Source organism: Gordonia sp. NPDC057258, from assembly GCF_042668985.1.
GTDB lineage: Bacteria > Actinomycetota > Actinomycetes > Mycobacteriales > Mycobacteriaceae > Gordonia > Gordonia hongkongensis.
Genome location: NZ_JBHUXZ010000014.1, coordinates 88703 through 113583 on the forward strand (window position 1 = coordinate 88703; position 24881 = coordinate 113583).

The following is a 24881-nucleotide window of genomic DNA, read 5'->3' on the forward strand; positions in this document are numbered from 1 at the left end:
ATGACACGATGGGGCGTCAGGTCACCGACGGGGAAGGGGATCGCGTGTCAGCGAGACGATGGATGGTGGGAGTCGGGGCCGCGCTCGGCGCGGCCGTCATGGCAGCGACGGCGTTCGTCGCCCCGACAGCGCAGGCCGCGCCGGCCGGGCGGGTCGATGCGTCGGTCCCGTTCTCCTCGGCGGTCTACGGCACCGGCTGCACCTATCCGCTGACCGTGGCGGTCAACTCGTCCGGCTGGGTCGAGTTCTTCGAGGTCAAGGCGGGTCTGCCGCCGCGCTTCGTCGGACGCGACCTGCCGCAGGGTGCGCTCGCCTCGACCACCTGGGTGCCGCACCGGACCGGTGACAAGTATCTGTATGCCGTGCAGAACGGGAAGGTGTCGGCGCCGACGTTCGTCCGCGTGCGACAGGGTTACGGGTCCAACGGGGCGTGCATCGCGTTCTGACCGCGTGTGCGCGGCCCTCTCCGGGTTTTGAGGATCGCGACGGCCGCGACCTACACTGACCGGGTGTCGAAGCCCGTCATCGCCAACGTCCTGGCCAGCCGCTATGCCTCCGCCGATCTCGCCGAACTGTGGTCGGCGAGCACCAAGATCGAGCTCGAACGGCGACTGTGGATCGCGGTCCTCAAGGCGCAGCGCGACCTCGGCATCGACGTACCGGCCGACGCCATCGCCGACTACGAGCGCGTCGTCGACCAGGTCGATCTCGCATCCATCGCCGAGCGTGAACGGGTCACCCGCCACGATGTGAAGGCCCGGATCGAGGAGTTCAACGCCCTGGCCGGCCACGAGCAGATCCACAAGGGCATGACCAGCCGCGACCTCACCGAGAACGTCGAGCAGCTGCAGATCCTGCGTTCGCTCGAACACGTCCACGCCCACGGCGTGGCAGTGCTCGCGCGCATCGTCGCACGCGCCGCCGACTACTCGTCGACGGTGATGGCCGGACGCAGTCACAACGTTGCCGCCCAGGCCACCACGCTCGGCAAGCGGTTCGCCTCGGCCGCCGACGAGCTGATGATCGCGCTCACCCGGTTGCGCGAACTCATCGACCGCTACCCGCTGCGCGGGATCAAGGGGCCGATGGGCACCTCGCAGGACATGCTCGACCTGCTCGGCGGCGACGCGGTGAAGCTCGCCGACCTCGAGGGCCGGGTCGCCGATCACCTCGGGTTCGCCCGCTCGTTCACCTCGGTCGGCCAGATCTATCCGCGGTCGCTCGACCACGACGTGGTGTCGGCACTCGTGCAGCTGGCGGCCGCGCCGTCGTCGCTGGCCCACACCATCCGGCTGATGGCGGGCCACGAGCTGGTCACCGAGGGCTTCCAGCCCGGTCAGGTCGGCAGCTCGGCGATGCCGCACAAGATGAACACCCGCAGCTGCGAACGCGTCAACGGGCTCGCGGTCGTACTCCGCGGATACGGCTCGATGGCCGCCGAACTGGCGGGCGCGCAGTGGAACGAGGGCGACGTCTTCTGCTCGGTCGTCCGTCGCGTGGCCCTGCCCGACGCGTTCTTCGCGATCGACGGACTGATGGAGACCTTCCTGACGGTGCTCGACGAGTTCGGCGCCTACCCGGCCGTGATCGCCAACGAACTCGACCGTTATCTGCCGTTCCTCGCGACCACCAAGGTCCTGATGGCCGCGGTGCGCGCCGGCGTCGGGCGGGAGACCGCGCACGAGGCGATCAAGGAGAACGCGGTCGCGGTCGCGCTCGCCATGCGGGAGGAGGGACGCGAACCCGACCTCCTCGACCGGCTCGCCGCCGACGACCGCATCCCGCTCGACCGCGCGCAGCTCGACGCGTTGCTGGCCGACAAGACGGCCTTCGTCGGTGCCGCCGAACAGCAGGTCGCCGACGTCATCGCGGCCGCGGAGAAGATCATCGGGCAGTACCCCGACGCCGCGGGCTACTCGCCGGCGCCGATCCTGTAGCTCTCCGCCATCTCACTTCGGCGCGGTGACGTCGGAGTGCCTGCTACCCCCTGCTCCCTGAGGAGCGCGACCCCGTCTGCTCCCTGAGGTGCGAGGAAAGCGACCCCATCTGCTCCCTGAGGTGCGAGCGAAGCGAGCCACGAAGGGCCTGGTGAGGTGTCTCGCGAGCCCTTCGTGGCTCGTCGCTTTCGCTCCTCACACCTCAGGGAGCAGTGATGTGCGGCTCCTCGGATTAGGGAACGGGGTCACTCCGGCGCGCTGACGTCGGAGTGGCCGAGGTTCCAGTCCGGGAGGGCGGTGTCGCGCACGCGACGCTTGAGTTCGGGAGCACCGGGGAAGCCGCCGTCGCGCTTGCGTTCCCAGATCTGGGTGCCGTCGACGTCGATGGCGAACACCCCGCCCGTGCCGGGGACGAGGGTCACCGAGCCGATCTCGGTGCCGAAGGTGTTCAGCAGTTCCGAGGCCATCCACGACGCTCGCAGCAGCCAGTTGCACTGCGTGCAGTAGGTGATGGTGATGTGCGGCTCGCTCATCGGTCCAGGATCGCAGACCCCGGGGCCCACGGCCGGACGGGTGGTCCCTGCCGCCCCGCGGGGTCACCTCACCCTCTAGGGTCGAGTCCATGCGTCCTGAACTGCAGTCCTACCGTCATCTGGCGTCGGGGAAGGTCCGCGAGATCTACGAGATCGACGCCGACACCCTGTTGCTGGTGGCGTCCGACCGGATCTCGGCCTACGACCACATCCTCAGTCCCGCGATCCCCGACAAAGGGCGCATCCTGACCGCGATGAGCTTCTACTGGTTCGACGAACTCGGCGTGCCCAACCATTTGGCCGGCGGCCCCACCGACGAACGGATCCCGGCGTCGGTCGTTGGCCGGTCGATGGTGGTCCGTCGACTGCCGATGGTGCAGGTCGAATGCGTCGCCCGCGGCTACCTGACCGGCTCGGGCCTGCTCGACTACCAGGCGACCGGGTCGGTGTGCGGCGTCGAACTGCCGGCGGGACTGGCGGAGGCGAGCAAGCTCCCCGAACCGATCTTCACGCCGGCCACCAAGGCCGAGCAGGGTGAGCACGACGAGAACATCAGTTTCGAGCGGGTCGTCGAGCAGGAGGGGGAGGAGTTGGCGCAGGCGCTGCGATCGGCCACCCTCGACATCTACGCCCGCGGCGCCGCCGTCGCCGCCGAGCGCGGAATCATCCTGGCCGACACCAAATTCGAGTTCGGCCGCGGGGCCGACGGCGAACTCGTCCTGGCCGATGAGGTGCTCACCCCCGACTCGTCGCGGTACTGGGAGGCCGCCACCTACGAGGCCGGCAAGGTGCAGCCGAGCTTCGACAAGCAGATCGTGCGGAACTGGCTCACCGGTGCCGAATCCGGGTGGGACCGGACCTCCGATGTCGCGCCGCCGCCGTTGCCCGACGACGTCGTCGACCGCACGAGGCAGCGCTATATCGACGCCTACGAATGGATCTCGCGAAAGTCCTTCGCGGACTGGCCCGATGCAGAGGTGATCTGATGACCGACGAGAAGACCATCATGAACGCAGCGCCGGTCACCGCGCCGGTGGCCAAGAAGGTGCCCACCGAACGCACCCACCACGGCGACACCTTCGTCGACGACTACGAATGGTTGCGCGACAAGGACGATCCGGAGGTCATCGCCTACCTGGAGGCGCAGAACGCCTTCACCGAATCGCACACCGCGCAGCTGGCGGACCTGCGCACGCAGATCTTCGGTGAGATCAAGAGCCGCACCAAGGAAACCGACATGTCGGTGCCCAACCGGCGCGGGCGGTACTGGTATTACGGGCGAACCCATGAGGGCAAGCAGTACTCGACGTCGTGCCGGTGCCCGATCCGGTCCGAGGACGACTGGACCCCGCCGGAGGTGGGCGACGACCCGCTGCCCGGCGAGGAGATCCTGCTCGACGCCAACGTCGAGGCGGAGGGTCATGATTTCTTCAGTCTCGGGGCGCTGACCGTCAGCGACGACGGCAACTGGCTCGCCTACAGCATCGACATCGTCGGGGACGAGCGATACACCCTGCGCGTCAAGGACCTTCGCACCGGGGAACTCCTCCCCGACGAGGTTCGCGACACCTCGGGGGGTGCGGTGTGGTCGGCGGACGCCCGGCACGTGTTCTACTCGACGGTCGACGCCGCCTGGCGCCCGGACACGGTGTGGCGCCACGACATCGGTGCCGGGACGGCCGACGTCAAGGTCTTCCACGAGCCCGACGAACGGTTCTGGGTCGGGATGGGCACCACCCGGAGCGACAAGTACCTCGTCATCGGCGTCGGGTCCAAGATCACCTCGGAGAGCTACCTGCTCGCCGCCGACGATCCGACGGGTGAATTCCGCAGCGTCGCACCGCGGGTCGACGGTGTCGAGTACAGCGTCGAGCACGCCGTCATCGGTGGCGAGGACTATCTGGTCATTGTGCACAACGAAGTCCGCGACGGGCAGAAGGCGGAGAACTTCGCCATCGACCTCGCGCCGGTGGCCGATCCGACGGACCGTCGCCCGCTGATCGCGCACGACCCGCAGCGCCGGATCGAGGACCTGGACGCCTTCGCCGACTATCTGGTCCTGTCCTACCGCCGAGATGCGTTGCCGCGTCTCGCCATCGCCGATCTGCGGCAGATCGACGGCATCCCGGTCGAATCGGATTTCCGCGAGGTGACCTTCGACCAGGAACTCGGCTCCGCGGGCCTCGGCGCCAACCCGGAATGGCGTGCCCCGAGGCTCCGCATCGGATACGGCAGTTTCATCGAACCGGCGGAACTGTTCGAGCTCGACGTCGCCTCCGGCGAGCGGACCCTGCTCAAGCGGCAGCCCGTGCTCGGCGGTTACGACCCGGCCGACTACGTGCAGTCGCGGGAGTGGGCCGTTGCCGAGGACGGCACCCGGATCCCGCTGTCGGTGGTGCGGCGCAAGGAAACCGACGCCGCCAAGCCGGCGCCCCTGCTCCTCTACGGCTACGGCTCCTACGAGGCGAGTATCGACCCGTACTTCTCGGTGGCGCGACTGTCGATGCTCGATCGCGGCATGGTCTTCGTCCTCGCCCACATCCGCGGTGGCGGGGAGATGGGGCGCTACTGGTACGAGAACGGCAAGGAACTCAGCAAGCGGAACACCTTCACCGACTTCGTGGCCGCGGGACGGCATCTCGTCGACACCGGGTGGACGACACCCCAGCAGATGGTCGCCGAGGGCGGGTCCGCCGGCGGATTGCTGATGGGTGCGGTCGCGAACCTCGCGCCCGAGTTGTTCAACGGGATCCTGGCGTCGGTGCCGTTCGTCGACGCGCTGAACTCGATCCTCGATCCGTCGTTGCCCCTCACGGTGATCGAGTGGGACGAGTGGGGTGACCCGCTGCACGACCCGAAGGTCTACGAGTACATGAAGACCTACACGCCGTACGAGAACGTCGACGCGAAGCCGTATCCGCCGATCCTCGCCTTGACCTCGCTCAACGACACCCGGGTGCTGTTCACCGAGGCGGCGAAATGGGTTGCACGACTGCAGGAGAAGACCACCTCGGACAACCCGGTACTGCTCAAGACCGAGATGTCCGCCGGCCACGGCGGCGTCAGCGGACGCTACAAGCAGTGGGAAGAGGTCGCGTTCGAGATCGCGTGGATCCTGCAGCAGTCGGGCGCGCTCGATACTCCCGCTGGTTGAGCTCACCTTCCGCTGGTTGAGCTCACCTTCCGCTGGTTGAGCTCACCTTCCGCTGGTTGAGCTCACCTTCCGCTGGTTGAGCTCACCCTTCCGCTGGTTGAGCTTGTCGAAACCACAAAGCCCCACCGACCCGGAAGTCGGTGGGGCTTTGGTTTGCGATCAGCAGGAGATGATCAGTGCATCATGATCGGACCGCGGTCCATGTCCTCTTCGGTGAGGGGCGACGCGATCTTCTTGCGGGGCAGGAAGAACGCGGGGATCAGGGTGAGGACGATCAGGACCACCGAGATGGTGAACGTGCTCGAGAACACGTCCGCCGCGGTCTCGAAGAACGACTCCGGCAACGGGTTCGGCACGCCCGGCGGCAGCGGATCGTCGGAGGTGTTCGCCATGATCGCCAGTCCCGCCTCGGGTCGGCTAGCCAGGCTGCTGGCCAGGATCACCGAGATGACGGCCGTACCGATCGACGTGGCCGACTGCTGGATGACGTTCAGCAGCGTCGAACCGTCCGGGACCTGCGGGTTGCTGAGTGTCGCGAGAGCCGCGGACATGATCGGCATCATCGTCATGCCCATGCCGAGACCCTGCACGAACAGCGAACCGCAGATCAGCCAGTACGAGGTCTCGGCGCCGAGGAACATGAACGTACTCAGACCCAGCACGATCAGGACGATGCCGGCGAGCACGAACTTGCCCGGACCCATCTTGTCGGTGAGACGGCCGGCGATCGGCATGGTGAGCATGGCGCCGATGCCCTGCGGCGCCAGCAGCAGACCGGCGGTCAACGTGGACTCGCCGCGCACGCCGATGAAGTACTGCGGGAACAGCAGCGCCGCACCGAAGAACGCGACCATGAACAGCACCATCGTGATGACGGAGATGCTCAGTGTGCGGTTCGCGAAGAGCCGCAGGTCGAGCAGCGGGTTCTTCTTGCGCAGGGCGTGCACGATGAAGGCCACGATCAGCAGTGCACCGATGATGGTCGGCACCAGAACCGATGCCGTGACGAACGTGCGGTGCTCGGCGCTCGAGGAGATACCGAACAGGAACAACGCGAGCCCCGGCGACAGGAGCAACAGACCGACGACGTCGATCGAGGGGCGGCTGGTCTCCGCGTCGTCGCGCAGGACGATCCACGAGTAGACCAGCGCGATGATGCCGATCGGGACGTTGATCAGGAAGATCCAGTGCCAGCTCAGCTGCTCGATGAGGACGCCGCCGAGGATCGGGCCCGAGATCGGACCCAGGAGCATCGGGATACCGAGCACGGCCATGACCGAACCGACCCGCTCGGGACCGGCCGCCTTGGTCAGCATCATCATGCCGATCGGCATCAGCATGCCGCCGCCGAGTCCCTGGATCACGCGGAAGGCCACGAGCATGCCGATGTTCGGCGCCAGCGCGCACAACACCGAACCCACCGTGAACCAGCGAGACGAGGTAGACGCGCTTGGTGCCGAAACGCGATGCCGCCCAACTCGACAACGGGATCACCGCCGCCAGTGCCAGGGTGTAACCGGTCGCGGTCCAGGCGGCGCCCGCGGCGTCGGTGCCGAACTCCTGCTGGAAGGTGTTCTGGGCGACCGCCACCACGGTGACGTCGAGGATCGACATGATCGCGCCGAGCACGACCACGCCCGCGACCAGCAGGACGTGACGGTCCAACTTGGTGTCGGGTGGGCCGTCGTGCAGGTGGCCACCTGTGGATGAGGTCATTCGCGTGTTCCTATCGGTCGGGCGAGAAATGGGCGTGCCGCGGCCATCCGCGGCAGAGAAGTCTGTGGGCCCGACCCCGTGAGGGTCGGTGGTCAGAGATCAGGGAGCGACGAGGTAGGAGAGGGAGTCACGAGGCCTGCCGTCCGTCGGTGGGCAGACAGAAATGGTCGACGCCGTCGTCGACGATGGGACGCAGTGCCGCGCAGAGGTTGTCGCGCATGTCTGCGGGCAGGTTGGCGACGAAGTGTCGGATGGTCCCGCGCTTCACGGCCAGATGGGTCTCGAGGTAGCGCCGGCCCGCGTCGGTGAGGGAGATGCGCTTGACCCGACGGTCGGACGGGTCCTCTCGACGGTCGACGAGACCTCCGGTCGCCAGCTTGTCCACCGTCCGGCCGGCGGCCGCGAGGGACAGGTGAACGTGATCGGCGATCGCGTTGACCGGCATCGGCCCGGGTTGGCATGCAAGCGTGGAGAGGATCCGGAGCTGCGAGAACGTGACCTCGCTTGCCGCCAGACTCTCCAGCGCCTCGGGCCGGCTCAGATCGAGGAGCCGCTCGAGGAAGGCGTTGAGCGCCGACGACGCAGCGTTCACCGACTCGTCGGCGCCGCTGTTCGACCTGCATTCTCCGGACACCGAAAGATGCTAACCCGAATGCAACTATTGCCGAAACGCAATTAACGGTGACCTTGCGCATACCATGGCGGCACCTGTGACCCGGGTCTCCCGAAGGCGGCGCGGGCGCCGTCTAATCTGGCAGCCATGGCCAACATCAAGGACATCCCCGTTACCGCTCTGGACGGCTCCGACGTCTCGCTGAAGGACTTCGGCGGACCGCTGCTCGTGGTGAATGTCGCCAGCAAGTGCGGCCTCACGCCGCAGTATGCCGGCCTGGAGGAACTCGCCAAGACGTACGGAGACAAGGGACTCACCGTCGTCGGAGTGCCCTGCAACCAGTTCATGGGGCAGGAGCCGGGTACCGCCGAGGAGATCGCGACCTTCTGCTCGGCGACCTACGGGGTGACCTTCCCGCTGCTGGAGAAGACCGACGTCAACGGCGAGGCGCGTCACCCGCTCTACGCCGAACTCACCCGGCACGCCGACGCCGACGGGGAGGCCGGCGACATCCAGTGGAACTTCGAGAAGTTCCTCGTCAACGCCGACGGTGAGGTGGTCAACCGCTTCCGTCCGCGCACCGAGCCGACCGATCCGACGGTCGTCGCCGCCATCGAATCCGTGCTCTGAGCCGATTTGGTGCACCCGGTAAGCTGACCGGCGTGAACTGATCGGGAGAACACCGGTCAGGCGACAACCGACCAGCAGACATTGAGGAGCGGTCCATGGCGCGAGTGGTGGTCGACGTGATGCCCAAAGCCGAGATTCTCGACCCGCAGGGGCAGGCCATCGTCGGCGCCCTGGGCCGGCTCGGGTTCAGTGGGATCGGCGACGTCCGTCAGGGCAAGCGCTTCGAGCTCGAGGTCGACGACACGGTCGACGACACGACGCTGGAGCGCATCGCCGAGGAGTTGCTGACCAACACCGTCATCGAGAACTTCAACGTCTCGCGCGTCGCGGAGTAGAGAGCAGCACATGACAGCACGAATCGGGGTCATCACCTTCCCCGGCACCCTCGACGACGTCGACGCCGCCCGCGCGGTCCGGCTGGCCGGCGCCGAGCCGGTCGCCCTGTGGCACGGCGACGCCGACCTGAAGGGCGTCGACGCGATCATCGTCCCCGGCGGATTCTCCTACGGCGACTACCTGCGCGCGGGGGCCATCGCCCGCTTTGCCCCGGTGATGGGGTCCGTCGTCGAGGCAGCCGGCAAGGGGATGCCGATCCTGGGTATCTGCAACGGTTTCCAGGTGCTCTGTGAGGCCGGGCTGCTGCCGGGCGCGCTGACCCGCAACGAGGGCCTGCACTTCATCTGCCGCGACGAGTGGCTGCGCGTCGAGTCGAACACCACGGCCTGGACGACCCGCTTCGAGCAGGGTGCGGAGATCCTCATCCCGCTCAAGTCCGGCGAAGGACGTTACGTGGCCTCGCAGCGCAAGCTCGAGGAGCTGGAGGGTGAGGGGCTCGTCGTGTTCCGGTTCCCCGAGCGGAACCCGAACGGCTCGTCCCTCGACATCGCCGGTATCTCGAGTCCGAACGGGCGGATCGTCGGCCTGATGCCGCATCCCGAGCACGCCACGGAGCCGCTCACCGGTCCCAGCGACGACGGCCTCGGACTGTTCTACTCGGCGATCGACTCGGTCCTCGCCTCGGCGTGAATGCGCGTTCGTCGATGAGTGCGTCCGCCAGGATTCCGACCAGCGCGACCGCACGCGGCCTCGGCGAGTTCGTCGACGCCTCGCCGTCGCCGTTCCACGTCTGCGCGACGGTGGCCCGCGAACTCGAAAGTGCCGGGTACACAAGGCTGTTCGAGGATCAGCCGTGGGCGGACGCCGGCCTCGACGCCCCGTCGGCGCGGCACTACGTCATCCGTGGCGGCTCGATCATCGCCTGGGAGACCGGGCAGACCGGCGCCTTCCGCATCGTCGGCGGACACACCGACAGCCCGAACCTGCGGCTCAAGCAGCATCCCGACCGCTCGTCGGCCGGGGTCGCGATGGTCGCGCTCGAACCCTACGGCGGCGCCTGGCTCAATTCCTGGCTCGACCGCGATCTCGGCCTCTCCGGCCGCCTCGCGTACCGATCGGGGAACTCGGTGGCGCACACGCTGGTTCATGTGACCGAACCGGTGGTGCGGGTACCCCAACTCGCCATCCACCTGTCCGAGGACCGGAAGGGCGTGACGCTCGATCCGCAGCGGCATGTCAACGCGGTGTGGGGGATCGGCGACGACGTCCCCGACGTCCTCGGCTGGGTGTCGGAGTACGCGGGCATCGACCCGGACGCGCTCCTCGGCTGGGAACTCATGACCCACGACGTCGCGCCGTCGGCGATCATCGGAGCCGACGGAAACCTGCTCAGCGCACCGCGATTGGACAACCAGGGCACCTGCTACACGGGTCTGCGCGCGCTGCTCGACGCCGGCTCGTCGGCGCACACGAAGATGCTGGTGCTGTTCGATCACGAGGAGGTCGGCAGCGGTTCCGAGCGTGGTGCCGCCTCGGACTTCCTGGGGTCGATCTGCGAACGAATCGTGCTCGCGCGCGGCGGATCACGCGCGGACTTCCTCCAGACGATGGCCGCGAGCGTCTGCCTGTCCGGCGACATGGCCCACGCGACCCACCCGAACTATCCCGAGCGCCACGAACCCGGGCACCGCATCTCGATCGGCGGCGGACCGGTGCTGAAGGTGAACCAGAACCTGCGCTATGCGTCGGATGCGGTGGGAGAGGCCGTCTTCGCGCTCGCGTGCGACGCCGCGGGCGTCCCCATGCAGCGATATGTCCATCGCGCGGATCTACCGTGCGGGTCGACGATCGGGCCCATCACGGCATCACGCACCGGGCTCACGACGATCGACGTCGGTGCGCCGCAGCTCGCGATGCACTCCGCGCGTGAGCTCATGGGCGCCGACGACGTGCCGATGTATTCAGCTGCGCTGCAAGCGTTTCTGACGCAGGACTAGGAACGGCACGCGAGCTTGCGGAGGGCGCGGCCGACCACCGCTTTCTCAGGCCAACGACCACTCCCTGAGGAGCGCCCGGAGCTTGCGGAGGGCGCGTCACGAAGGGTCCTGGTGGGGCAGCGGGATCAGTATTCGCGGGCGAACCCGAGGACCTTGTTCACGTACTCCATCGAGTTGTTGTACCGCAGGACGGCGGTCACCAGCGCGGACGAGTCGCGCAGGTCGAGATCGTCGTCGCACAGGTAGTTCGCGGTGGTCAGCGCGGCGTCGAAGATGTTCTGCGGGTCGGACTTGCCGTCACCGTTGCCGTCGGCGGCGTACATCTTCCACGTCGACGGCAGGAACTGCATCGGGCCGACCGCGCGATCGTAGACCGGGTCGCCGTCGAGTTCGCCGCCGTCGGTGTCACCGATGACCTGGTTGCCGGCGAGGGAGCCGTCGAGGCGCGGACCGAAGATCGCGCTGCGCAGGACGCCGTCGGGGTTCACGTTGCCCTGGTCGGCGTGGTGGGACTCGACCCGGCCGATCCCGGCGATGACCTTCCAGTCGATGCCGCAGCGCGGGTGGGTGCTCGTGACGGACTTCGCGGCCGCCTCATACGCGTCGTAGTTGGTCACCGGGACCGCACCGGTGGTGACGCTGGCCGGGCGGACCGGCGGCGGCGGGGGAGTGGGTGCCAGCGGGTGGGCCTTCACAGCCGGCGTCACGGACGGTGGCGTGGTCGGGGCCTCGGACGCCACCTGCGGCGCGGACACCGGCGTGGGGGCCAGCGTGTTGCCGGAGAGTTCGGCCCCGGCGGTCGCCGCGCCGGCCAGAACGCCCACCGGCAGCAGGGCGGTGGCCCACAACGGTGTGCGTGACTTCTCCCGTGGCTTGGAGTGCTTACCCAAAACTGATCGACCTCGCGTGTACATCTCGTGGTTCGTGCTTGCGGAACCGAGCCGACCGTACACGCGGCCGTGAGCAAAGCGTTACCTTGTCGTGATCAATTCAGGTCTGGACACCGCCACCGATTCGTGTCTCTGCAGGTGAGGCCGGGAGCTCGGCGCGGCATGTGAAACGGCCCACAAGAGGGATTGAGACCCTCGGGTTCAGGGGAACGGCGAGGTCAATTCGGGCGGAGCATCGACAGGGTGCTGCCCTCGCTGACGACGATGTATCCGTCGACGACCCGCACGAGTCCGGGGGAGGACAGGCCGCGCTCCCAGGCCGCGGTGTTCGCCGGGGTGAGCCCGGTCAGCACGCCCTGGTTGACGACGACCATGGTGGTGCCGCTGGACCCGACGCACCGCGGGTTGGCGAGGATCGGCTGCTGCGGTCCCGGCGGCGGTCCGCTGCCGATGTGCGTGCCGTCGGCGAGCGCGTAGGTCGTCCGCGAACCGTCCAGGCGACCGAAGTTCACGAGGGACCCGCACGCGATGGCATTCGCCTTGGACAGTTCACCGTCGCGGATCTGCCACAGCGCCCCCGGACGTGCCGGGTCGCGGACCTCGTACTGCCCCTCGGCGGCGAAGACCAGGTTCGCCGCGTTCAGGACCGGGAGGGTCGACGGCCCGGGCAGCACGCTCAGACCGTCGGCCTCGGCGACCGGATCGGCGTCCACCCGGCCGTTGACGGTGGCGTAGGTGACCACCTTCTCCTCGCCGTGCGTCTGGTGGTCGACGGTCACCCCGGTCGGGTAGAGCTTGATGCTGCACTGATCGCAACCGATGCGGTCCTCACCGGTGGCGGGGTTGACCAGGTGCTCGCTCGCGTCGGCGGTCCTGATGACCACGGTGTCGCCGGTGACCTCGATACCGACGACCGGCGCCGCGAAGGTCCGCGCCCAGATGCCGTTGCCGGCCGGCGTGTTCAGGGTGACCTGGTGCCCGACCCGGTTGACGCGCAGGAAGTTGTTGCCGAGGCCCTCCACCGATTTGGTGTCCAGGTATTCGGCGGTGCGGGTAGGGATGCCGCCGTCGTCGACGAGGTAGAAGCCGTCCTCGAGTGGGGTGCCGAGCTGTACCGCGCAACCGACCTGGCCGGCTTCGTTGACCGCGCAGTCGCCCTGCCCCGCGTTGATGGGGCTGTCCCACAGCAGGTTTCCCGATCGCCGGTCCACCATCATGAACGAGCGCCCCAGCCCGGAGGGGTAGGTGATGAGCCATCCCTCGTCGGAGGTGTCGGCGATCTCGATGGTGACCTCGCCGGAGTAGTCCGGTAGATCCTCCTGCCCGACGATCGTCCAGGCGGTCCCCGGTTCGCGTTCGTAGCCGCGCAGCTCGCCGTAGGCGTAGTCGCCGTCGTCGGTCTGGGCGGTGCCGCTCGCCAGCACCACGCCGCCGGTCACGACCAGTGCGGCGCACAGGGCGAAGACGACGGTCCCGATGCCGAAGGGCAGACGCGCGGACAGGGCCCGGACGCGGGAGCGAGAGGACATGGGTAAGAGTCAACCATGACGGTGGTGGCCGCTCCGGAGCCGGGAGCCGGACGGCGGAGCAGGAAATTCGCCGGTCCGGTCATGGTTTTCGCGCCCGCAGGGCACTGGACTGTTCCCATGGACCTGTTGCGTGATGTGTTGGTGACCCTGACGGTCGTGACCACCGGCCTCAGTGCCGGCGTACTGGCGGGGTTCGGCTATGCCGTGATCCCCGGCCTGACCCGGGCCGGCGCCGACGTCGCGGTCGCGGCGATGCAGCGGATGAACAGCGCCATCCTCAACCCGCTCTTCGCGGTGATCTTCGGCGGCGGCGTGGTGTTCGGCGCGCTGACCGTCTGGGCCTCGTGGGGTTCCGGGCTCCGATGGTGGGTCCTGACCGCGACGGTCCTGACCGCGCTCGGTGTCGTCATCACGATGGTCGTCAACGTCCCGGCCAATGACCGCCTCGACGCCGCGGGTGTTGTCCGCGGCGACGAGGCGGTGCGGGTCTGGACGCGGTTCACCGCCGTCTGGGGGCCGTGGAACATCGTGCGGTCCGTGCTGACCACCGCCGCGGTGGCGGTGCTCGTCGTCGGGTTGGCCGTGGGGTGACTCAGAACAACTGACCGAGGTAGAACTGAGCGCCCTGGTCGTCGGTGCACCGCGCCGAGATGCCGTAGGGCGCGGTGCTCGGTTCCTCGAGCACCGTGCCGCCCGCGGCCCGGACACGTTCGACCGTGGCCACGACGTCGTCGGTCGTCCACATCGGCACCGCCACCGAGCTCTCGGCGCCGCCCGCGAGCCCGACCTGCGGTCGCGAGTCGTCGACCTCCCAGCCGTCGTCGATGCGTCCGCCGTGGAACGTCCAGCCGAGGACCGATCCGTAGAACGCGCGGAAGCGTCCGCTGTCGGGCGTCAACACCGTCAGGTAGGTCATGGCCCCGGGATCGCGCGGGTGTGCCTGCGGCCGTTCGTCGGCGGGGTTCGCGGCGTAGACCGCGAACCGGACGCCCTGATCGTCGACGGCGTCGACCAGGCGATGACCGTCGGGGCTCGAACCGAACTCGCCCCGCCCGCCCGCTGCGACGATGCGCTCATGTGCGGCCTCGAGATCGTCGACGGCGTACGCGCAGAAGATCGTCGGTGCGCCGTCGGTCTCGAAGATGCCGAGGCGATGGCCGACATTGGTGACGCGTCGGCCCTCGGCGTCGAATTCCCAGCCCAGGACGTCGCCGTAGAAGCGCCGGGCGCGGGCCGCGTCGGGCGTGTTCAGGGACATGTAGCCGATGTCGCCCTGATGGACCATCTCGGTGCCCACGGTCTTCGACGGCCCGCTCAGCATCCAGCGGTGGCCGAACGGGTCGACGATGACCGCGGTGCGGGTGCCGTGGGCTTCGTACGGCTCTCGGGTCACCGCGGCTCCCGCGCGGGCGGCCGTCGCGACCGCGTCGTCGGTGTCGTCGACGGCGACCATCAGGCTGACCGAGACCTGTCCGGGTGCGGGCGCCCGGAGTCCGAGGTCCGGGAACTCGGCGGCGAGATAAACGGCGCCGCCGCCCAGTTCGAGTTCGGCGTGACCGATCACGCCGTCGGACATCACGATCGGCTCGCCGCGCAGCCGGGCGCCGAGCGTGTCGACGTACCAGTCGATCGCGGCCTGCGGTTCGGCGACGACGAGATACGGGAGGGCGCCGGGGCGTTCGACCGTCGGTTCCGGTCGGGCGGGCGCCTCGGTCCGGACGGTCTCGGTTGTGTCGAGTTGTGTTGCGGTGGCCATGACGACTCCTTCGGGTAGGGTCGCCCCGCGCTCGAGGCGGTCCCGCAGCGCGGCGGCGAAATCCAGGTCGGGACGGACCGGATCGTCGAAGCCCGGCGTGCGCGCTGCGTTCAGGACGTGCAGCGGATCTCGTGCTGCGTCGAAGCGCGAGCTGTTCCGGGTGCTCATGCGTGACCTCCTCTCCCGCTGGGCTGGGGTTGTGTTTCGGGGTACGCGGCGCGAAACGCCCGCTTGGCCCTGGTGAGTAGCGCCTCGGTCGCGCCGACCGTGCGGCCCAGGATCTCCGCGCACTCGCCGACGGGGAGGTCGTCGACGTAGCGCAGCGTCAGCACCGAACGGTGGATCGGCGACAACTGGCCGAGGGTGTGATGGGCGACCATCCGGTCGAGTTCGGTGTCCCACGGGTCGTCCCCGTGGTCGGGCAGGTCGTCGACCGGTTCCGGCGTGCGCTGTGCACGTCGCCAGTGGTCGGCGAGCTTGTGCCGGGCGATCCCGATGAGCCACGGAGTGGTCGGTTCGGTGTCGCGGCGTCGTCGGACGGAGTCCATGGCGGCCAGGAAGGTCTCCGAGGTGACGTCCTCGGCGGTACGACGATCCGTGCAGCGCCGCACGACGAAGCCGTACACCTCCGGCAGTGCCTGGTCGTAGACCGCCAGCAATCCCTCTGGTCCCCGGGCCGAAGAAACCGGTTGGTCGCTGCTCACATCTCTATCGTCGCGGCCGGACCCGATGATCCGACGCCCGTGGCGAAAAAAACTTGCGCCGTTCTCCGGGCGGTCACGGAGCGGTGCGTTCTCCGACGGTGAGCTCGATGATCTCGTCGGCCAGAATCTGTGGCTGGTCGAGTGAGACGAAGGTCCGGGCGTCGGGAACCTCGACGAACGGCGCCCCGCCCGGGAAGACGGCGGCCAGGCGGCGTCCGTGGGCCGGGGTGAAACACCGGTCGTCGCGACCCCACACCATTCGAACCGGGAGGTCGACGCGCGACATCCGCGGGGTGATCTGCGCCAGTTCGGCGGGGCGGATGCCGCGGAGGAACGCGATGAAGTCGTTGCGGATGCGTACGTCGCGCTGCAGCGGTTCGAAGACCGAGCCGGTGAGGTCGGGATCGGGATCGTTCAACAGCAGACCGACGCCCAGCGCGGAATGGCGCAGTGCACGCAGGCGCATCGCCTCGGCCAGCGGTTTCAGCAGAAGTCGGTGCTTCATCAGCGCGAAGTACAACCGGAACGGCTGCGGCGGAAAGAGATCGAAGGCATCGCAGTTGGTGAACACCAGCCGGCTGACGAACGCAGGATCGTCGTCGAGGGCGAATTGGGTGATGGCGCCACCGGAGTCGTTGGCCACGAGGGTCGCGTCCGACAGGTCGAACCGGTCGACGAACTCACGTAGGAGCGTGCTCATCCCGCGCGGCGAGCGGTCGGCTCCGGGGCCGAGCGGGATGCGGTGCGAGCCCAGCGGCATGAGGGGCACATGGCACCGGAATCCGCGCTCGGCGAGCAACCGTGCCGTCGGTTCCCACAGCCGGTGGTCGACGACGGCGCCGTGGACGAAGACGACCGGCGGATGCGCCGAGTCGTCCGGACCGTAGGTCGCGTACTCGATGACGCCGGACGGAAGTTCGACGGTCGGCAATGCAGTCGTCATGGCGAGACCCGCTTCTCGTAGACTCGGTAACTTACGAACACTCAGTACGAAAGTTACGTGCAACCTGTATGAAAGTCAACCGTCGTACCCAGGCCGAGCGGACCGCGGCGACCCGCGCGTCGTTGATCGGCGCCGGCCGGAAGCTGTTCGGCGAACGCGGCTTCGCCGACGTCGGCACCCAGGAGATCGTCGCCGAGGCCGGCGTGACGCGCGGTGCGCTCTACCACCAGTTCGACGACAAGAAAGGGCTGTTCGTCGCCGTCTACGACGACGTGGAACAGTCGATCGTCGCGCAGATCGCGGCGGCCGTGGGGGAGCGCGCCGGCGAGGACCCGCTCGCCGCGCTGAAGACGGGTATGCGTCTGTTCCTGCGGCTGTGCACCGAGCCGGAGGTGCATCGGATCACGCTCGTCGAGGCGCCGTCGGTGCTCGGATGGAGTGAATGGCGTGCTCGCGGAGAAGAATTCGGGTTCGCACTCGTCGAAGGCCTGATCGCGGCCGCGATCGCCACGGGCCAGGCGGTCGAGCAGCCCACGCGCCCGCTGGCCCACGTCGCGATCGGCGCGCTCGACGAGGCGGCGCTCTACGTCGCCGCCGCCGACGATCGCGAGGCCGCCACCGAACAGGTCGCCGCCGTCCTGGAACGGATCGTCGACTCCTTCGCGACCTAGTCGCTCCTGGCGGTCAGTTGCCGCCGGCGCGCACCAGCTCGGCGCAGCGTTCGCCGACGAGCATCACGGTGAGGTTGGGGTTCACCGTCGTGTGTTCCGGGAACACCGACGCGTCGGCCACCCGGAGTCCTGCAACACCTTTCACGCGGAGTTCGGGATCGAGCGGCGACAGCTCGTCGTCGGGCGCACCCATCCGCACGGTGCCGACCGGGTGGTAGACGGTGTTGTGGGTGCGGGTGATGTAGTCGGCCAGTTCGGCATCGCTCGTGGCGGCGGGGCCCGGATAGAGTTCGCGCGCAACCCACGTCGCCAGCGGCTCCGCGGCGGCGATCTCCCGCGCCTTGCGCAGGCCCGCGATCATGATCCGCATGTCGTAGCCCTCGAGGTCGGTGAAGTACCGCGGGTCCACGCGGGGCTTGTCGCGGAAGTCACGGGAGCGCAACCGCACCGTGCCCCGTGACCGCGCGTGCGTCACGTTCGGTGTCAGGCAGAAGGTGTTGTCACTGGTCGGATAACCCTGGCGAAGGGTGTGCATGTCGAACGGCACGCTGCCGTAGTGCATCATCAGGTCCGGCCGGGTCAGACCCGCATCGACGGTGGTGAAGATGCCCGCCTCCCACCACTGGGTCGACTCGCGGACCATCGGCTTCGCGGTCTCGAACCCGATCACCCCTTCGGGGTGGTCCTGCAGGTGTTCACCGACCCCCGGCGCGTCGACGAGGGCCTCGATCTCGTGCTCGCGCAGATAGTCGGCCGGCCCGATTCCCGAGAGCATCAGCAACTTCGGGGAGTCGATCGCCCCTGCCGACACGATCACCTCGCCCCGGGCCTCGATCCGTGTCGTGCGACCGAACGCGTTGTCGGTGATGTCGACGCCCACGGCACGCAACTCGCCGTCGACCCGCTCAATGACCACCCGTTTTGCCCACGATCCGGTGCGGATGGTGAGGTTCGGCCGCTCGAGGTGCGGGTGCAGATAACTGACCGACGACGAGGCGCGCACACCGTCGGGTCGTCGGTTGATCTGGAAGAAGTTGGCGCCGTTGACAACCGTGCTGCCGCTGTTGAACTCGACGCGGGGGATGCCGACCGACTCGCAGGCGTCGAGCAGGGCGACCCCGCACGGGTCGTTCGGCGGCACCGTCATGAGGTGGACCGGACCGCTGCGACCGTGGTGCGCGCCCGGCGCGTCGTTGGTCTCGATCTGCGGGTAGAGGCGGTACAACTCCGCCGAACCCCATCCGGCGCATCCGAAGTCGCGCTCCCACGAGTCGAGGTCCTCGCGCGGAGCCCAGAAGGCGATGCAGCTGTTGTGCGAACTGCACCCGCCGAGGACCTTCGCCCGGGCGTGGCGCATGAAATCGTTGCCGTTCTCCTGCGGTTCGATGGGATAGTCCCAGTCGTAACCGGATTCGAGGAGTTCCATCCACCGGTCGAGCCGGAGGATCGCGTCGTCGCCGACATCGGACGGACCCGCCTCCAGCAGGCACACCGTGACCGAGGGGTCCTCGGACAGCCGCGACGCCACCACGGCACCCCCGGAGCCGCCGCCGACGACGACGTAATCGTAGGTCTCGCTCATCGTCGCTCCTCGCCGTCTCCGGACCGGTCCGCGAACCAGCCGGTCACGCCCGGTCGGAGGTTCTCGTAGACATGTTTGGCCTCGCGGTACTCCGCCAGACCGGACGGTCCGAGCTCCCGCCCGAATCCCGACTGGCCGTAACCGCCCCACTCGGCTTCCGGCAGGTACGGCCCGAAGTCGTTGACCCACACCGTTCCGGCCCGGATTCGTCCGGCGATGCGGCGGGCGCGTGCCGCATCGGCCGACCAGACGGCTCCCGCGAGACCGTAGACGGTGTCGTTGGCCAGGGTCACGGCCTCGTCCTCGGTGGCGAAGGTCTCCACGGTGACGGTCGGTCCGAACGCCTCGTCGTGCACGCAGGCCATCGATCGGTCGGCGCGATCGATCACGGTGGGCAGATAGAACCATCCGTCGTCGAGGCGCCCCGAACCCGCATCGCCCGTGGCGAACGCGCCACCGGTACGGATGATCGCGCCATCCGCACGTGCCTGTTCGACGTAGGCGTGCACCTTGTCGCGGTGTGCCGCCGAGATGAGCGGCCCGGTCTCGGTGCCGTCGGAGTAGGGCAGGCCCAGCCGGATCTGCTCCGCGCGGCGGACCAGCTCATCGACGAAGCGATCGTGTGCGGACTCCTCGATGATGAGCCGCGCCCCGGCCGAGCAGACCTGCCCCGAGTGCAGGAACGCGGCGTTGAGCGCGTTGTCGACCGCTGCCGCGAGGAGTTCGTCGGTGGCGCAGCCGTCGGCGAAGACCACGTTCGGGTTCTTGCCCCCGAGTTCGAGCGCGACCTTCTTCACCGTCGCCGCCGCCTCGCGGGCGATGACCCGGCCGGTCACGAGCCCACCGGTGAACGAGACCAGGTCGACGTCAGGATGAGACGACAGCGGAGCGCCGGCCTCGGCGCCCGCGCCCAGGACGAGGTTGCCCACGCCTGCCGGGAGACCGACCTGCTCGAGGACCTGCATGAGCAGGATCGACGTGTGCGGGGTGAGTTCGGCGGGCTTGAGCACGAAGGTGTTGCCTGCCGCCAGTGCCGGCGCGACCTTCCACGCCGCCTGCAGCAGCGGGTAGTTCCACGGTGTGATCAATCCGCAGACGCCGACCGGTTCGTACACGATGCGCGAATCGGCGTCGGGTGACCCGGTGTCGACCACACGCCCGGCGTCGGCCGCCGCGAGCTTGCCGAAGTACCGGAAGCAGTTCGCGATGTCGGTCATGTCGATGTCCGACTCGTAGGGCCGCTTGCCGGTGTCGAGGGTCTCGGCGCGGACGAACTCGTCTCGGCGCTCGTCGATCTGGGCGGCGACGCGGAGAAGGAGGTCCCCACGGTCGGCGGCGGGTGTGGCGCTCCACTCGCCGGCGTCGAACGCCCGGCGGGCCGCCGCGATGGCCTGCTCGGTGTCGGCCGCACCGCCCTCGGCCACCACACCGACGAGCGAGTTGTCTGCGGGACAACGGATCTCACGGGTCTCGCCGGAGGCGGCGGGCCGCCAGCGGCCGCCGATGTAGAGGGTCTCGCTCATCGAGCCGGTGCTCCTTCGGAACTGCTGTCGGGGATGTCCGTGTCGCTGTCGGGCACGGTACCGTCGCCGCCGGCCGGATCGGGTTCGGGGTCGTGGTGATCACCGGCCGCATCCCGCAGATGCAGATAACCGAGATGGCGTTCGTACTGGTCGAGGATGTCACCGATGATCTGGTCGCGGGTGTATCCGGTGAGTGAGTAGCCCTGGGACCCCTCGGTGAGATACACCTCGCACCGGAAGTAGCGATCGTCGGACCGCTGGGTCCGGACCGCGTACGTCGGGGTCGGCGCCGAGACCGGCCACACGCAGTACTCGAACCGGGGGACCTCGGCGAGTTCGACGACCAGGCGCGGCGACGGCAGCCCTTCGTTCTCGGCCGACTCGTCGACCGTCGCGGTGATCCCCTCGCGACAGAACTGTTCGGCGACCTCGGTCATCGCCGGAACGACGCTGGCCCCGATGAATTTTCGGGTGGCGACCGGACCGGGGAAGCGAAGGGTCCCGACGAGTCGCTGCCGCCAACTGCCGTGTTCGGTGGGACCGCGCCCGACGGCGATCACCTTCGGCAGGGTCGTGCGGAAGCTGTCGAGTTTGACCGACTCGTTGCGGACGGCGCGCAGCAGCGAGATGCCGATCAGCCCGAGGACGAAGGAGAACGGCAGCCCCATGATCACCGTCGCGGCCTGCAGGGTCAGGATCGAGCCGTCGCCGCCGCCGGCGAACAGCATGGACAGCGTCAGCAGTCCGATGGCCACCGACCAGAAGATTCGTAGGGAACGGGCGCAGTCGGCCATCGGGTCGCCGAGGCGACTGGTGAAGTTGCCCATCACGAGCGAGCCGGAGTCGGCGCTGGTCACGTAGAACAGCAGGCCGGTGATCGTGGCGATCCCGATGAGCAGCGTCGAACCGGGGTACTGCTCGAGCAGCGAATAGAACCCGGCTTCGGGTGTGGAGGCGGTCGTCTCGGCGAAGTCCGCATCGCCGCGGGCCACCTGCAGGGCGCTGTTCCCGAAGATCGAGATCCACACCAGGATGAAGCTGAACGGGACCACCAGGACACCGAAGATGAACTGTCGCAACGTGCGTCCCCGCGAGATGCGGGCGAGGAAGAGCCCCACGAACGGCGCCCAGGCCACCCACCAGGCCCAGAAGAACAGGGTCCAGCCGTCGACGAAGGCGCGGGCGTCGTTGCCGGGCGGCGGGTTCACCTGGTCCCACGCGAAGGTGTCGAGCGTGCGGTCGGTGAAGGTGGACACGTAGTCGCCCGCGTTCTGGACGAGACCGTTGAGCAAGAAGTCGGCGTCCTTGGCGACCGTGATGTAGACCAGCATGCAGATCGCCAGGATCACGTTGATCTCGGAGAGGCGTCGGATGCCCTTGTCCACCCCCGACGTCGCGGACGCGGTCGCGATCACCACCGCCAGGACGATCAGACCGATCTGGGCCGCCTTGCCCTGCTCGATCCCGAAGATCTCGTTCAGCCCGAAGTTGAGCTGGACGACCCCGATCCCCAGCGACGTGGCGATGCCGAAGATGGTGCCAAGGACGGCCGCGACGTCGATCGCGTCGCCCCACCGGCCTTCGACGCGCTTGCCGAAGATCGGGTACAGCGCCGCCCGGATCGTCAGCGGAAGATTGTGCCGGAAGGCGAAGTACGCAAGCGCGCCACCCATGAGCGCGTACATCGCCCATCCGGTCACGCCGTAGTGGAAGACCGTCCAGGTGACCGCCTCACGTGCCGCTTCGTTGGTCTCCCCGGCCCCGGTCGGCGGGTTGAGGAAGTGGGTTACGGGTTCGGCGACGGAGAAGAACATCAGATCGATGCCGATGCCCGCGGCGAACAGCATCGCCGTCCAGGTGAACAGGCTGTACTCGGGGCGCGATTCCTCCGGTCCGAGCCGGTAGCGCCCGTACTTGCTGAGGCCGAGGAACACCACGAGACCGACGATGGCGGTGGCGAGGATGAAGTACCACCAGCCGAACCAGCGGGTGATGAAGTCGCGTACGTCGTTGATCGTCGACTCGGCCGCTGCCGGTGCCGCCAGCGCCCAGACGGCGAAGGCGACCACGATGACAGCCGAGGCTATGAAGACGGTCAGATTGACCCGGCGCGTGGGCAATCGCCGCTCGCCGGTCTTGGTCTCGGCATGGACCGACGTGGACGGTCGAGCGGCGTCATCACTCATGGACCACGACGCTAGTCCGATCGCCGATGGGGCGGACCGTTTGGACGGATCCGTGTGAGTTGTTCTACCCGGTTCAGTGGGTGGCGAGTAGCTCCATGAGGTGTGCTTCGACGAGGGAGGGGCGGACCTGTCGTCGGCCGGGTCGGGGTGGTCGGACGTCGATGACGTGGCTGACTGTCGCCCATGAGCGGCGTGCGTCGTCGTGGGTGTGGCCGTCTGGGCGTGGTTGATCGCCGGGCCGGGTTGGTGGTCCGTGGATGTCGTTGCGCACGGTGTTGAGGTGGTGTGCGAACCGCCTGGGTATGTCGGGTCGGCGGTTGAGGCGTTCGGGGTTGGGTGGTGCGCCGGGTTCGGCGTTCAACCGCCACGTGCAGCGGCCTTCGTCGGGCCCGGACCGGACGACGCGGGTGGTGTATTGGCCGGGCTGGTTGCCGACCATGCGGTTGTGGCGTGGGCAGGCGGGGGCGAGGTCGTCGATGTCGGTGAGTCCGCCCTTGGCCCAGTCTTTCTGTGCGTGATGCATGTCGACGTGGGTGGCGGGTTGGTCGCATCCTGGTGCCGAGCACACTTCGCCATCGGGGCGGGCGAAGGAGACGAGGCGTTGTTCGCGGGTGGCCAAGCGTTTACCCCGCCCGAAGTGCAGCGGGACGGTGGTGGCGTCTTTGAAGATCGCCAACCACGGCTGGACGTCACCGGCCATCGCGATCAGGTCCCGGACGGGCAGCAGGGTGCCGGTGGCGGTGGTCGCGAGTCCGGCTTCGCGGATGAGGTCGGAGAGGTCGGCCTTGATGATCAGTTGCACGGGTAGCCCGCGGTGCGAGGTGCCGAGTGTGCCGTCGGCGAAACCGGCGGCCAGGGCGGCGTCGAGGGCGTCGTGATTCGTTTGGGCGAGAGTGCGTCCGTCGCGGTCGGCGGCGGCGGTCAGGGCGTCGGGGTCGGCGGTGCCGGCCGGTCCGCTGGGTGAGGCGGGGTCGTCGGGGTTGTTGAGTCCGGGTTTGCCCCAGACCGCGAACATCATCGTCAGCCGGGCGGCGAGTGCGGGGGTCAGGGTGCCCGATACTTTGGCTGTCCCGTCGGCGCGTTGTCGGCCGATCCACAGGCCGCGGCGTCGTTTCTGATCCGAATCGTCGGCGAGGGTGCCGTCGGGGTCGAGATGGGCCAGTAGCCGGGCACCGAGCTGGGTGATCTCGGCGGGGGTGTGGGCTTCGGCGATCTCGGCCATCTGACGTTCGGCGGCGACCTTGATGTCGTGGTCGATGGTGCCGGGGATGCGGTCGAGGACGTCCAAGGCGGCCTGCACGTGCGCGGAGCCGACAGCTCCCACAGCGAACGCCTCGGCCAGCGTGGGGTGTTCGGGCTCCAGAATGTCGCCGCCCAGGCTGGTCCGGTGGGAGGTGGCATCCATCTGCTTGCGGCGCCGCACCGGGTTGGACACCCGCAGCCGGTGGGTCATGAACTGCATGAGTGTCCTGCAGCCTGCCTTGCGGGGGAGGTCGCGGGCCTCGACCTGATCGATCTGCCGGTCACCGGCCACGGTCAGCCGGGCGATCGCTTTCTCGGTGTCGGCCGCCAGATCGGCCAACTCGGTATCGGTGCACGGCGCCAGGTCCACGGTCTGTAGTTCGTCGAGGATGCGGTGGAGGTCGGCCACCAGCTCGACGGCACGTGGTTGCGCCGTGGTGGTTTCGTCAGACATGGTCACCTCCCCCGAGAACCGTTGCTGCGAATGTACGTTCGAGTGTACACGGCCATCGGTCGCCGTCAATACCAAAAATGTTGTCGTGCAACAGAACTGAGCGCCTACATCTTGTCGGTGTCGTGTGATAGGCGTCCGCCGCGTGTCGTGGCCGTGCTCGCCGTGTACCGGGCCGTACCCGGATGCGCCCTGCTGCTCGTTGGTGTGCGACGGTCGCAGTCAAGCGAGGGCCAGATCTACCGAGGCCCGGCAGCGGCCCGGGTGGTCCCCACTCGCCTCCTGTGGTCTCGTCGGCCGGCGGTTTCCGCGATACCCGGCTGCTGTCGGGCACAACGCGGGCGCCGCGTCGCGGGTCCCAGCGCCCGGTGGGGGCGCATCCCGGGCCGTCGGCGGCCCGTTCGCTCTCGGCGTAGACGGCGGGGAACACAGCCCCGGCCTGCGCAGTTGTACTGGGCACATCCCCGCCGCAACGGGGGATCCATGCA

At 68.4% G+C, this 24881-nt stretch carries 21 protein-coding genes and 1 pseudogene; 10 read left to right on the forward strand and 12 right to left on the reverse strand.

Annotation, left to right across the window (positions count from 1 at the left end; genetic code table 11):
• Positions 1-44 precede the first annotated feature (44 nt).
• Together ACFUEJ_RS12495 and purB are read left to right on the forward strand one after the other, a co-directional pair.
• Positions 45-446 (forward strand): hypothetical protein, encoded by a 402-nt coding sequence (locus ACFUEJ_RS12495; protein WP_058251411.1) that lies wholly within the window; start codon positions 45-47, stop codon positions 444-446.
• Positions 447-509: 63 nt separating this feature from the next.
• On the forward strand, positions 510-1937 hold the full coding sequence (gene purB / locus ACFUEJ_RS12500) for an adenylosuccinate lyase (protein WP_058251227.1): 1428 nt from the start codon (positions 510-512) through the stop codon (positions 1935-1937).
• A 245-nt stretch (positions 1938-2182) separates the two neighbouring features.
• On the opposite strand, the gene ACFUEJ_RS12505 is transcribed toward purB, so the two are convergent.
• Complete coding sequence (locus ACFUEJ_RS12505) at positions 2183-2470, reverse strand: SelT/SelW/SelH family protein (protein WP_211539003.1); 288 nt, start codon at positions 2468-2470, stop codon at positions 2183-2185.
• An 89-nt stretch (positions 2471-2559) separates the two neighbouring features.
• Between ACFUEJ_RS12505 and ACFUEJ_RS12510 the strand changes: the two genes are divergently transcribed.
• Positions 2560-3456 (forward strand): phosphoribosylaminoimidazolesuccinocarboxamide synthase, encoded by an 897-nt coding sequence (locus ACFUEJ_RS12510; RefSeq protein ID WP_388029689.1) that lies wholly within the window; start codon positions 2560-2562, stop codon positions 3454-3456.
• Positions 3456-5624, forward strand: a complete 2169-nt coding sequence (locus ACFUEJ_RS12515) for a S9 family peptidase (protein ID WP_388029692.1) — start codon at positions 3456-3458, stop codon at positions 5622-5624. The genes ACFUEJ_RS12510 and ACFUEJ_RS12515 overlap by 1 nt, the downstream gene beginning before the upstream one ends.
• Positions 5625-5797: 173 nt before the next feature.
• Here the strand turns inward: ACFUEJ_RS12515 and ACFUEJ_RS12520 are convergent.
• Both ACFUEJ_RS12520 and ACFUEJ_RS12525 read right to left on the reverse strand, forming a co-directional pair.
• Positions 5798-7340: pseudogene (locus tag ACFUEJ_RS12520) on the reverse strand (DHA2 family efflux MFS transporter permease subunit).
• Positions 7341-7467: 127 nt separating this feature from the next.
• Positions 7468-7974, reverse strand: coding sequence for a MarR family winged helix-turn-helix transcriptional regulator (locus tag ACFUEJ_RS12525; protein ID WP_065629103.1), 507 nt, complete (start codon positions 7972-7974; stop codon positions 7468-7470).
• Between the two features lie 126 nt (positions 7975-8100).
• Here ACFUEJ_RS12525 and ACFUEJ_RS12530 point away from each other — a divergent pair, with 126 nt between their 5' ends.
• The 4 genes from ACFUEJ_RS12530 (at position 8101) to ACFUEJ_RS12545 (ending at position 10916) form a co-directional block, all read left to right on the forward strand.
• Entirely contained in the window at positions 8101-8583 is a 483-nt protein-coding gene (locus ACFUEJ_RS12530; protein WP_058251221.1) for a glutathione peroxidase, read from the forward strand.
• A 95-nt stretch (positions 8584-8678) separates the two neighbouring features.
• A complete protein-coding gene (gene purS / locus ACFUEJ_RS12535) occupies positions 8679-8918 on the forward strand; it encodes a phosphoribosylformylglycinamidine synthase subunit PurS (RefSeq protein WP_010844201.1) in 240 nt (79 codons plus the stop codon).
• 10 nt (positions 8919-8928) lie between these two features.
• Positions 8929-9609 carry a phosphoribosylformylglycinamidine synthase subunit PurQ gene (gene purQ / locus ACFUEJ_RS12540; RefSeq protein WP_058251220.1) on the forward strand — a complete coding sequence of 227 codons (681 nt, stop codon included), beginning with the start codon at positions 8929-8931 and terminating at the stop codon, positions 9607-9609.
• Positions 9610-9623: 14 nt separating this feature from the next.
• A complete protein-coding gene (locus ACFUEJ_RS12545; RefSeq protein ID WP_137810229.1) occupies positions 9624-10916 on the forward strand; it encodes a M18 family aminopeptidase in 1293 nt (430 codons plus the stop codon).
• 125 nt (positions 10917-11041) lie between these two features.
• Here the strand turns inward: ACFUEJ_RS12545 and ACFUEJ_RS12550 are convergent, their stop codons facing one another.
• The gene (locus tag ACFUEJ_RS12550; protein WP_388029730.1) at positions 11042-11806 is read right to left on the reverse strand and encodes a lytic transglycosylase domain-containing protein; all 765 of its coding nucleotides are present in this window, start codon (positions 11804-11806) and stop codon (positions 11042-11044) included.
• Between the two features lie 218 nt (positions 11807-12024).
• On the reverse strand, positions 12025-13335 hold the full coding sequence (locus ACFUEJ_RS12555; RefSeq protein ID WP_388029697.1) for a hypothetical protein: 1311 nt from the start codon (positions 13333-13335) through the stop codon (positions 12025-12027).
• Positions 13336-13452: 117 nt separating this feature from the next.
• On the opposite strand from ACFUEJ_RS12555, the gene ACFUEJ_RS12560 reads away from it, so the two are divergent.
• Complete coding sequence (locus tag ACFUEJ_RS12560; RefSeq protein WP_311277731.1) at positions 13453-13926, forward strand: anthrone oxygenase family protein; 474 nt, start codon at positions 13453-13455, stop codon at positions 13924-13926.
• 1 nt (position 13927) lies between these two features.
• Here the strand turns inward: ACFUEJ_RS12560 and ACFUEJ_RS12565 are convergent, their stop codons facing one another.
• From ACFUEJ_RS12565 to ACFUEJ_RS12575, 3 genes are all read right to left on the reverse strand, one after another.
• Complete coding sequence (locus ACFUEJ_RS12565) at positions 13928-15259, reverse strand: VOC family protein (protein ID WP_388029700.1); 1332 nt, start codon at positions 15257-15259, stop codon at positions 13928-13930.
• Positions 15256-15750: an RNA polymerase sigma factor gene (locus ACFUEJ_RS12570; protein WP_058251215.1), complete on the reverse strand. Its 495-nt coding sequence runs from the start codon at positions 15748-15750 to the stop codon at positions 15256-15258. The genes ACFUEJ_RS12565 and ACFUEJ_RS12570 overlap by 4 nt, the downstream gene beginning before the upstream one ends.
• A 118-nt stretch (positions 15751-15868) precedes the next feature.
• Positions 15869-16738 (reverse strand): alpha/beta hydrolase, encoded by an 870-nt coding sequence (locus ACFUEJ_RS12575; RefSeq protein WP_311277728.1) that lies wholly within the window; start codon positions 16736-16738, stop codon positions 15869-15871.
• A 68-nt stretch (positions 16739-16806) separates the two neighbouring features.
• Here ACFUEJ_RS12575 and ACFUEJ_RS12580 point away from each other — a divergent pair, with 68 nt between their 5' ends.
• Positions 16807-17409, forward strand: a complete 603-nt coding sequence (locus ACFUEJ_RS12580) for a TetR/AcrR family transcriptional regulator (RefSeq protein ID WP_288816270.1) — start codon at positions 16807-16809, stop codon at positions 17407-17409.
• Positions 17410-17422: 13 nt separating this feature from the next.
• Here the strand turns inward: ACFUEJ_RS12580 and ACFUEJ_RS12585 are convergent, their stop codons facing one another.
• The 4 genes from ACFUEJ_RS12585 to ACFUEJ_RS12600 form a co-directional block, all read right to left on the reverse strand.
• Positions 17423-18991, reverse strand: a complete 1569-nt coding sequence (locus ACFUEJ_RS12585) for a GMC family oxidoreductase (RefSeq protein WP_388029704.1) — start codon at positions 18989-18991, stop codon at positions 17423-17425.
• Complete coding sequence (locus ACFUEJ_RS12590) at positions 18988-20514, reverse strand: aldehyde dehydrogenase family protein (protein WP_388029706.1); 1527 nt, start codon at positions 20512-20514, stop codon at positions 18988-18990. Before ACFUEJ_RS12590 ends, ACFUEJ_RS12585 begins: the two co-directional genes overlap by 4 nt.
• Complete coding sequence (gene betT / locus ACFUEJ_RS12595; RefSeq protein WP_388029709.1) at positions 20511-22700, reverse strand: choline BCCT transporter BetT; 2190 nt, start codon at positions 22698-22700, stop codon at positions 20511-20513. Before betT ends, ACFUEJ_RS12590 begins: the two co-directional genes overlap by 4 nt.
• 73 nt (positions 22701-22773) lie before the next feature.
• Complete coding sequence (locus ACFUEJ_RS12600) at positions 22774-24396, reverse strand: HNH endonuclease signature motif containing protein (protein WP_259936127.1); 1623 nt, start codon at positions 24394-24396, stop codon at positions 22774-22776.
• Positions 24397-24881 lie beyond the last annotated feature (485 nt).

Excerpts from the sequence above, each read along its gene's own strand:
- ACFUEJ_RS12505 (WP_211539003.1), bottom strand. The coding sequence starts at position 2,470 with ATGAGCGAGCCGCACATCACCATCACCTACTGCACGCAGTGCAACTGG.
- ACFUEJ_RS12510 (WP_388029689.1), top strand. The coding sequence starts at position 2,560 with ATGCGTCCTGAACTGCAGTCCTACCGTCATCTGGCGTCGGGGAAGGTC.
- ACFUEJ_RS12515 (WP_388029692.1), top strand. The coding sequence starts at position 3,456 with ATGACCGACGAGAAGACCATCATGAACGCAGCGCCGGTCACCGCGCCG.
- ACFUEJ_RS12530 (WP_058251221.1), top strand. The coding sequence starts at position 8,101 with ATGGCCAACATCAAGGACATCCCCGTTACCGCTCTGGACGGCTCCGAC.
- purS (WP_010844201.1), top strand. The coding sequence starts at position 8,679 with ATGGCGCGAGTGGTGGTCGACGTGATGCCCAAAGCCGAGATTCTCGAC.
- purQ (WP_058251220.1), top strand. The coding sequence starts at position 8,929 with ATGACAGCACGAATCGGGGTCATCACCTTCCCCGGCACCCTCGACGAC.
- ACFUEJ_RS12545 (WP_137810229.1), top strand. The coding sequence starts at position 9,624 with ATGAGTGCGTCCGCCAGGATTCCGACCAGCGCGACCGCACGCGGCCTC.
- ACFUEJ_RS12555 (WP_388029697.1), bottom strand. The coding sequence starts at position 13,335 with ATGTCCTCTCGCTCCCGCGTCCGGGCCCTGTCCGCGCGTCTGCCCTTC.
- ACFUEJ_RS12560 (WP_311277731.1), top strand. The coding sequence starts at position 13,453 with ATGGACCTGTTGCGTGATGTGTTGGTGACCCTGACGGTCGTGACCACC.
- ACFUEJ_RS12565 (WP_388029700.1), bottom strand. The coding sequence starts at position 15,259 with ATGAGCACCCGGAACAGCTCGCGCTTCGACGCAGCACGAGATCCGCTG.
- ACFUEJ_RS12575 (WP_311277728.1), bottom strand. The coding sequence starts at position 16,738 with ATGACGACTGCATTGCCGACCGTCGAACTTCCGTCCGGCGTCATCGAG.
- ACFUEJ_RS12580 (WP_288816270.1), top strand. The coding sequence starts at position 16,807 with ATGAAAGTCAACCGTCGTACCCAGGCCGAGCGGACCGCGGCGACCCGC.
- ACFUEJ_RS12585 (WP_388029704.1), bottom strand. The coding sequence starts at position 18,991 with ATGAGCGAGACCTACGATTACGTCGTCGTCGGCGGCGGCTCCGGGGGT.
- ACFUEJ_RS12590 (WP_388029706.1), bottom strand. The coding sequence starts at position 20,514 with ATGAGCGAGACCCTCTACATCGGCGGCCGCTGGCGGCCCGCCGCCTCC.
- betT (WP_388029709.1), bottom strand. The coding sequence starts at position 22,700 with ATGAGTGATGACGCCGCTCGACCGTCCACGTCGGTCCATGCCGAGACC.
- ACFUEJ_RS12600 (WP_259936127.1), bottom strand. The coding sequence starts at position 24,396 with ATGTCTGACGAAACCACCACGGCGCAACCACGTGCCGTCGAGCTGGTG.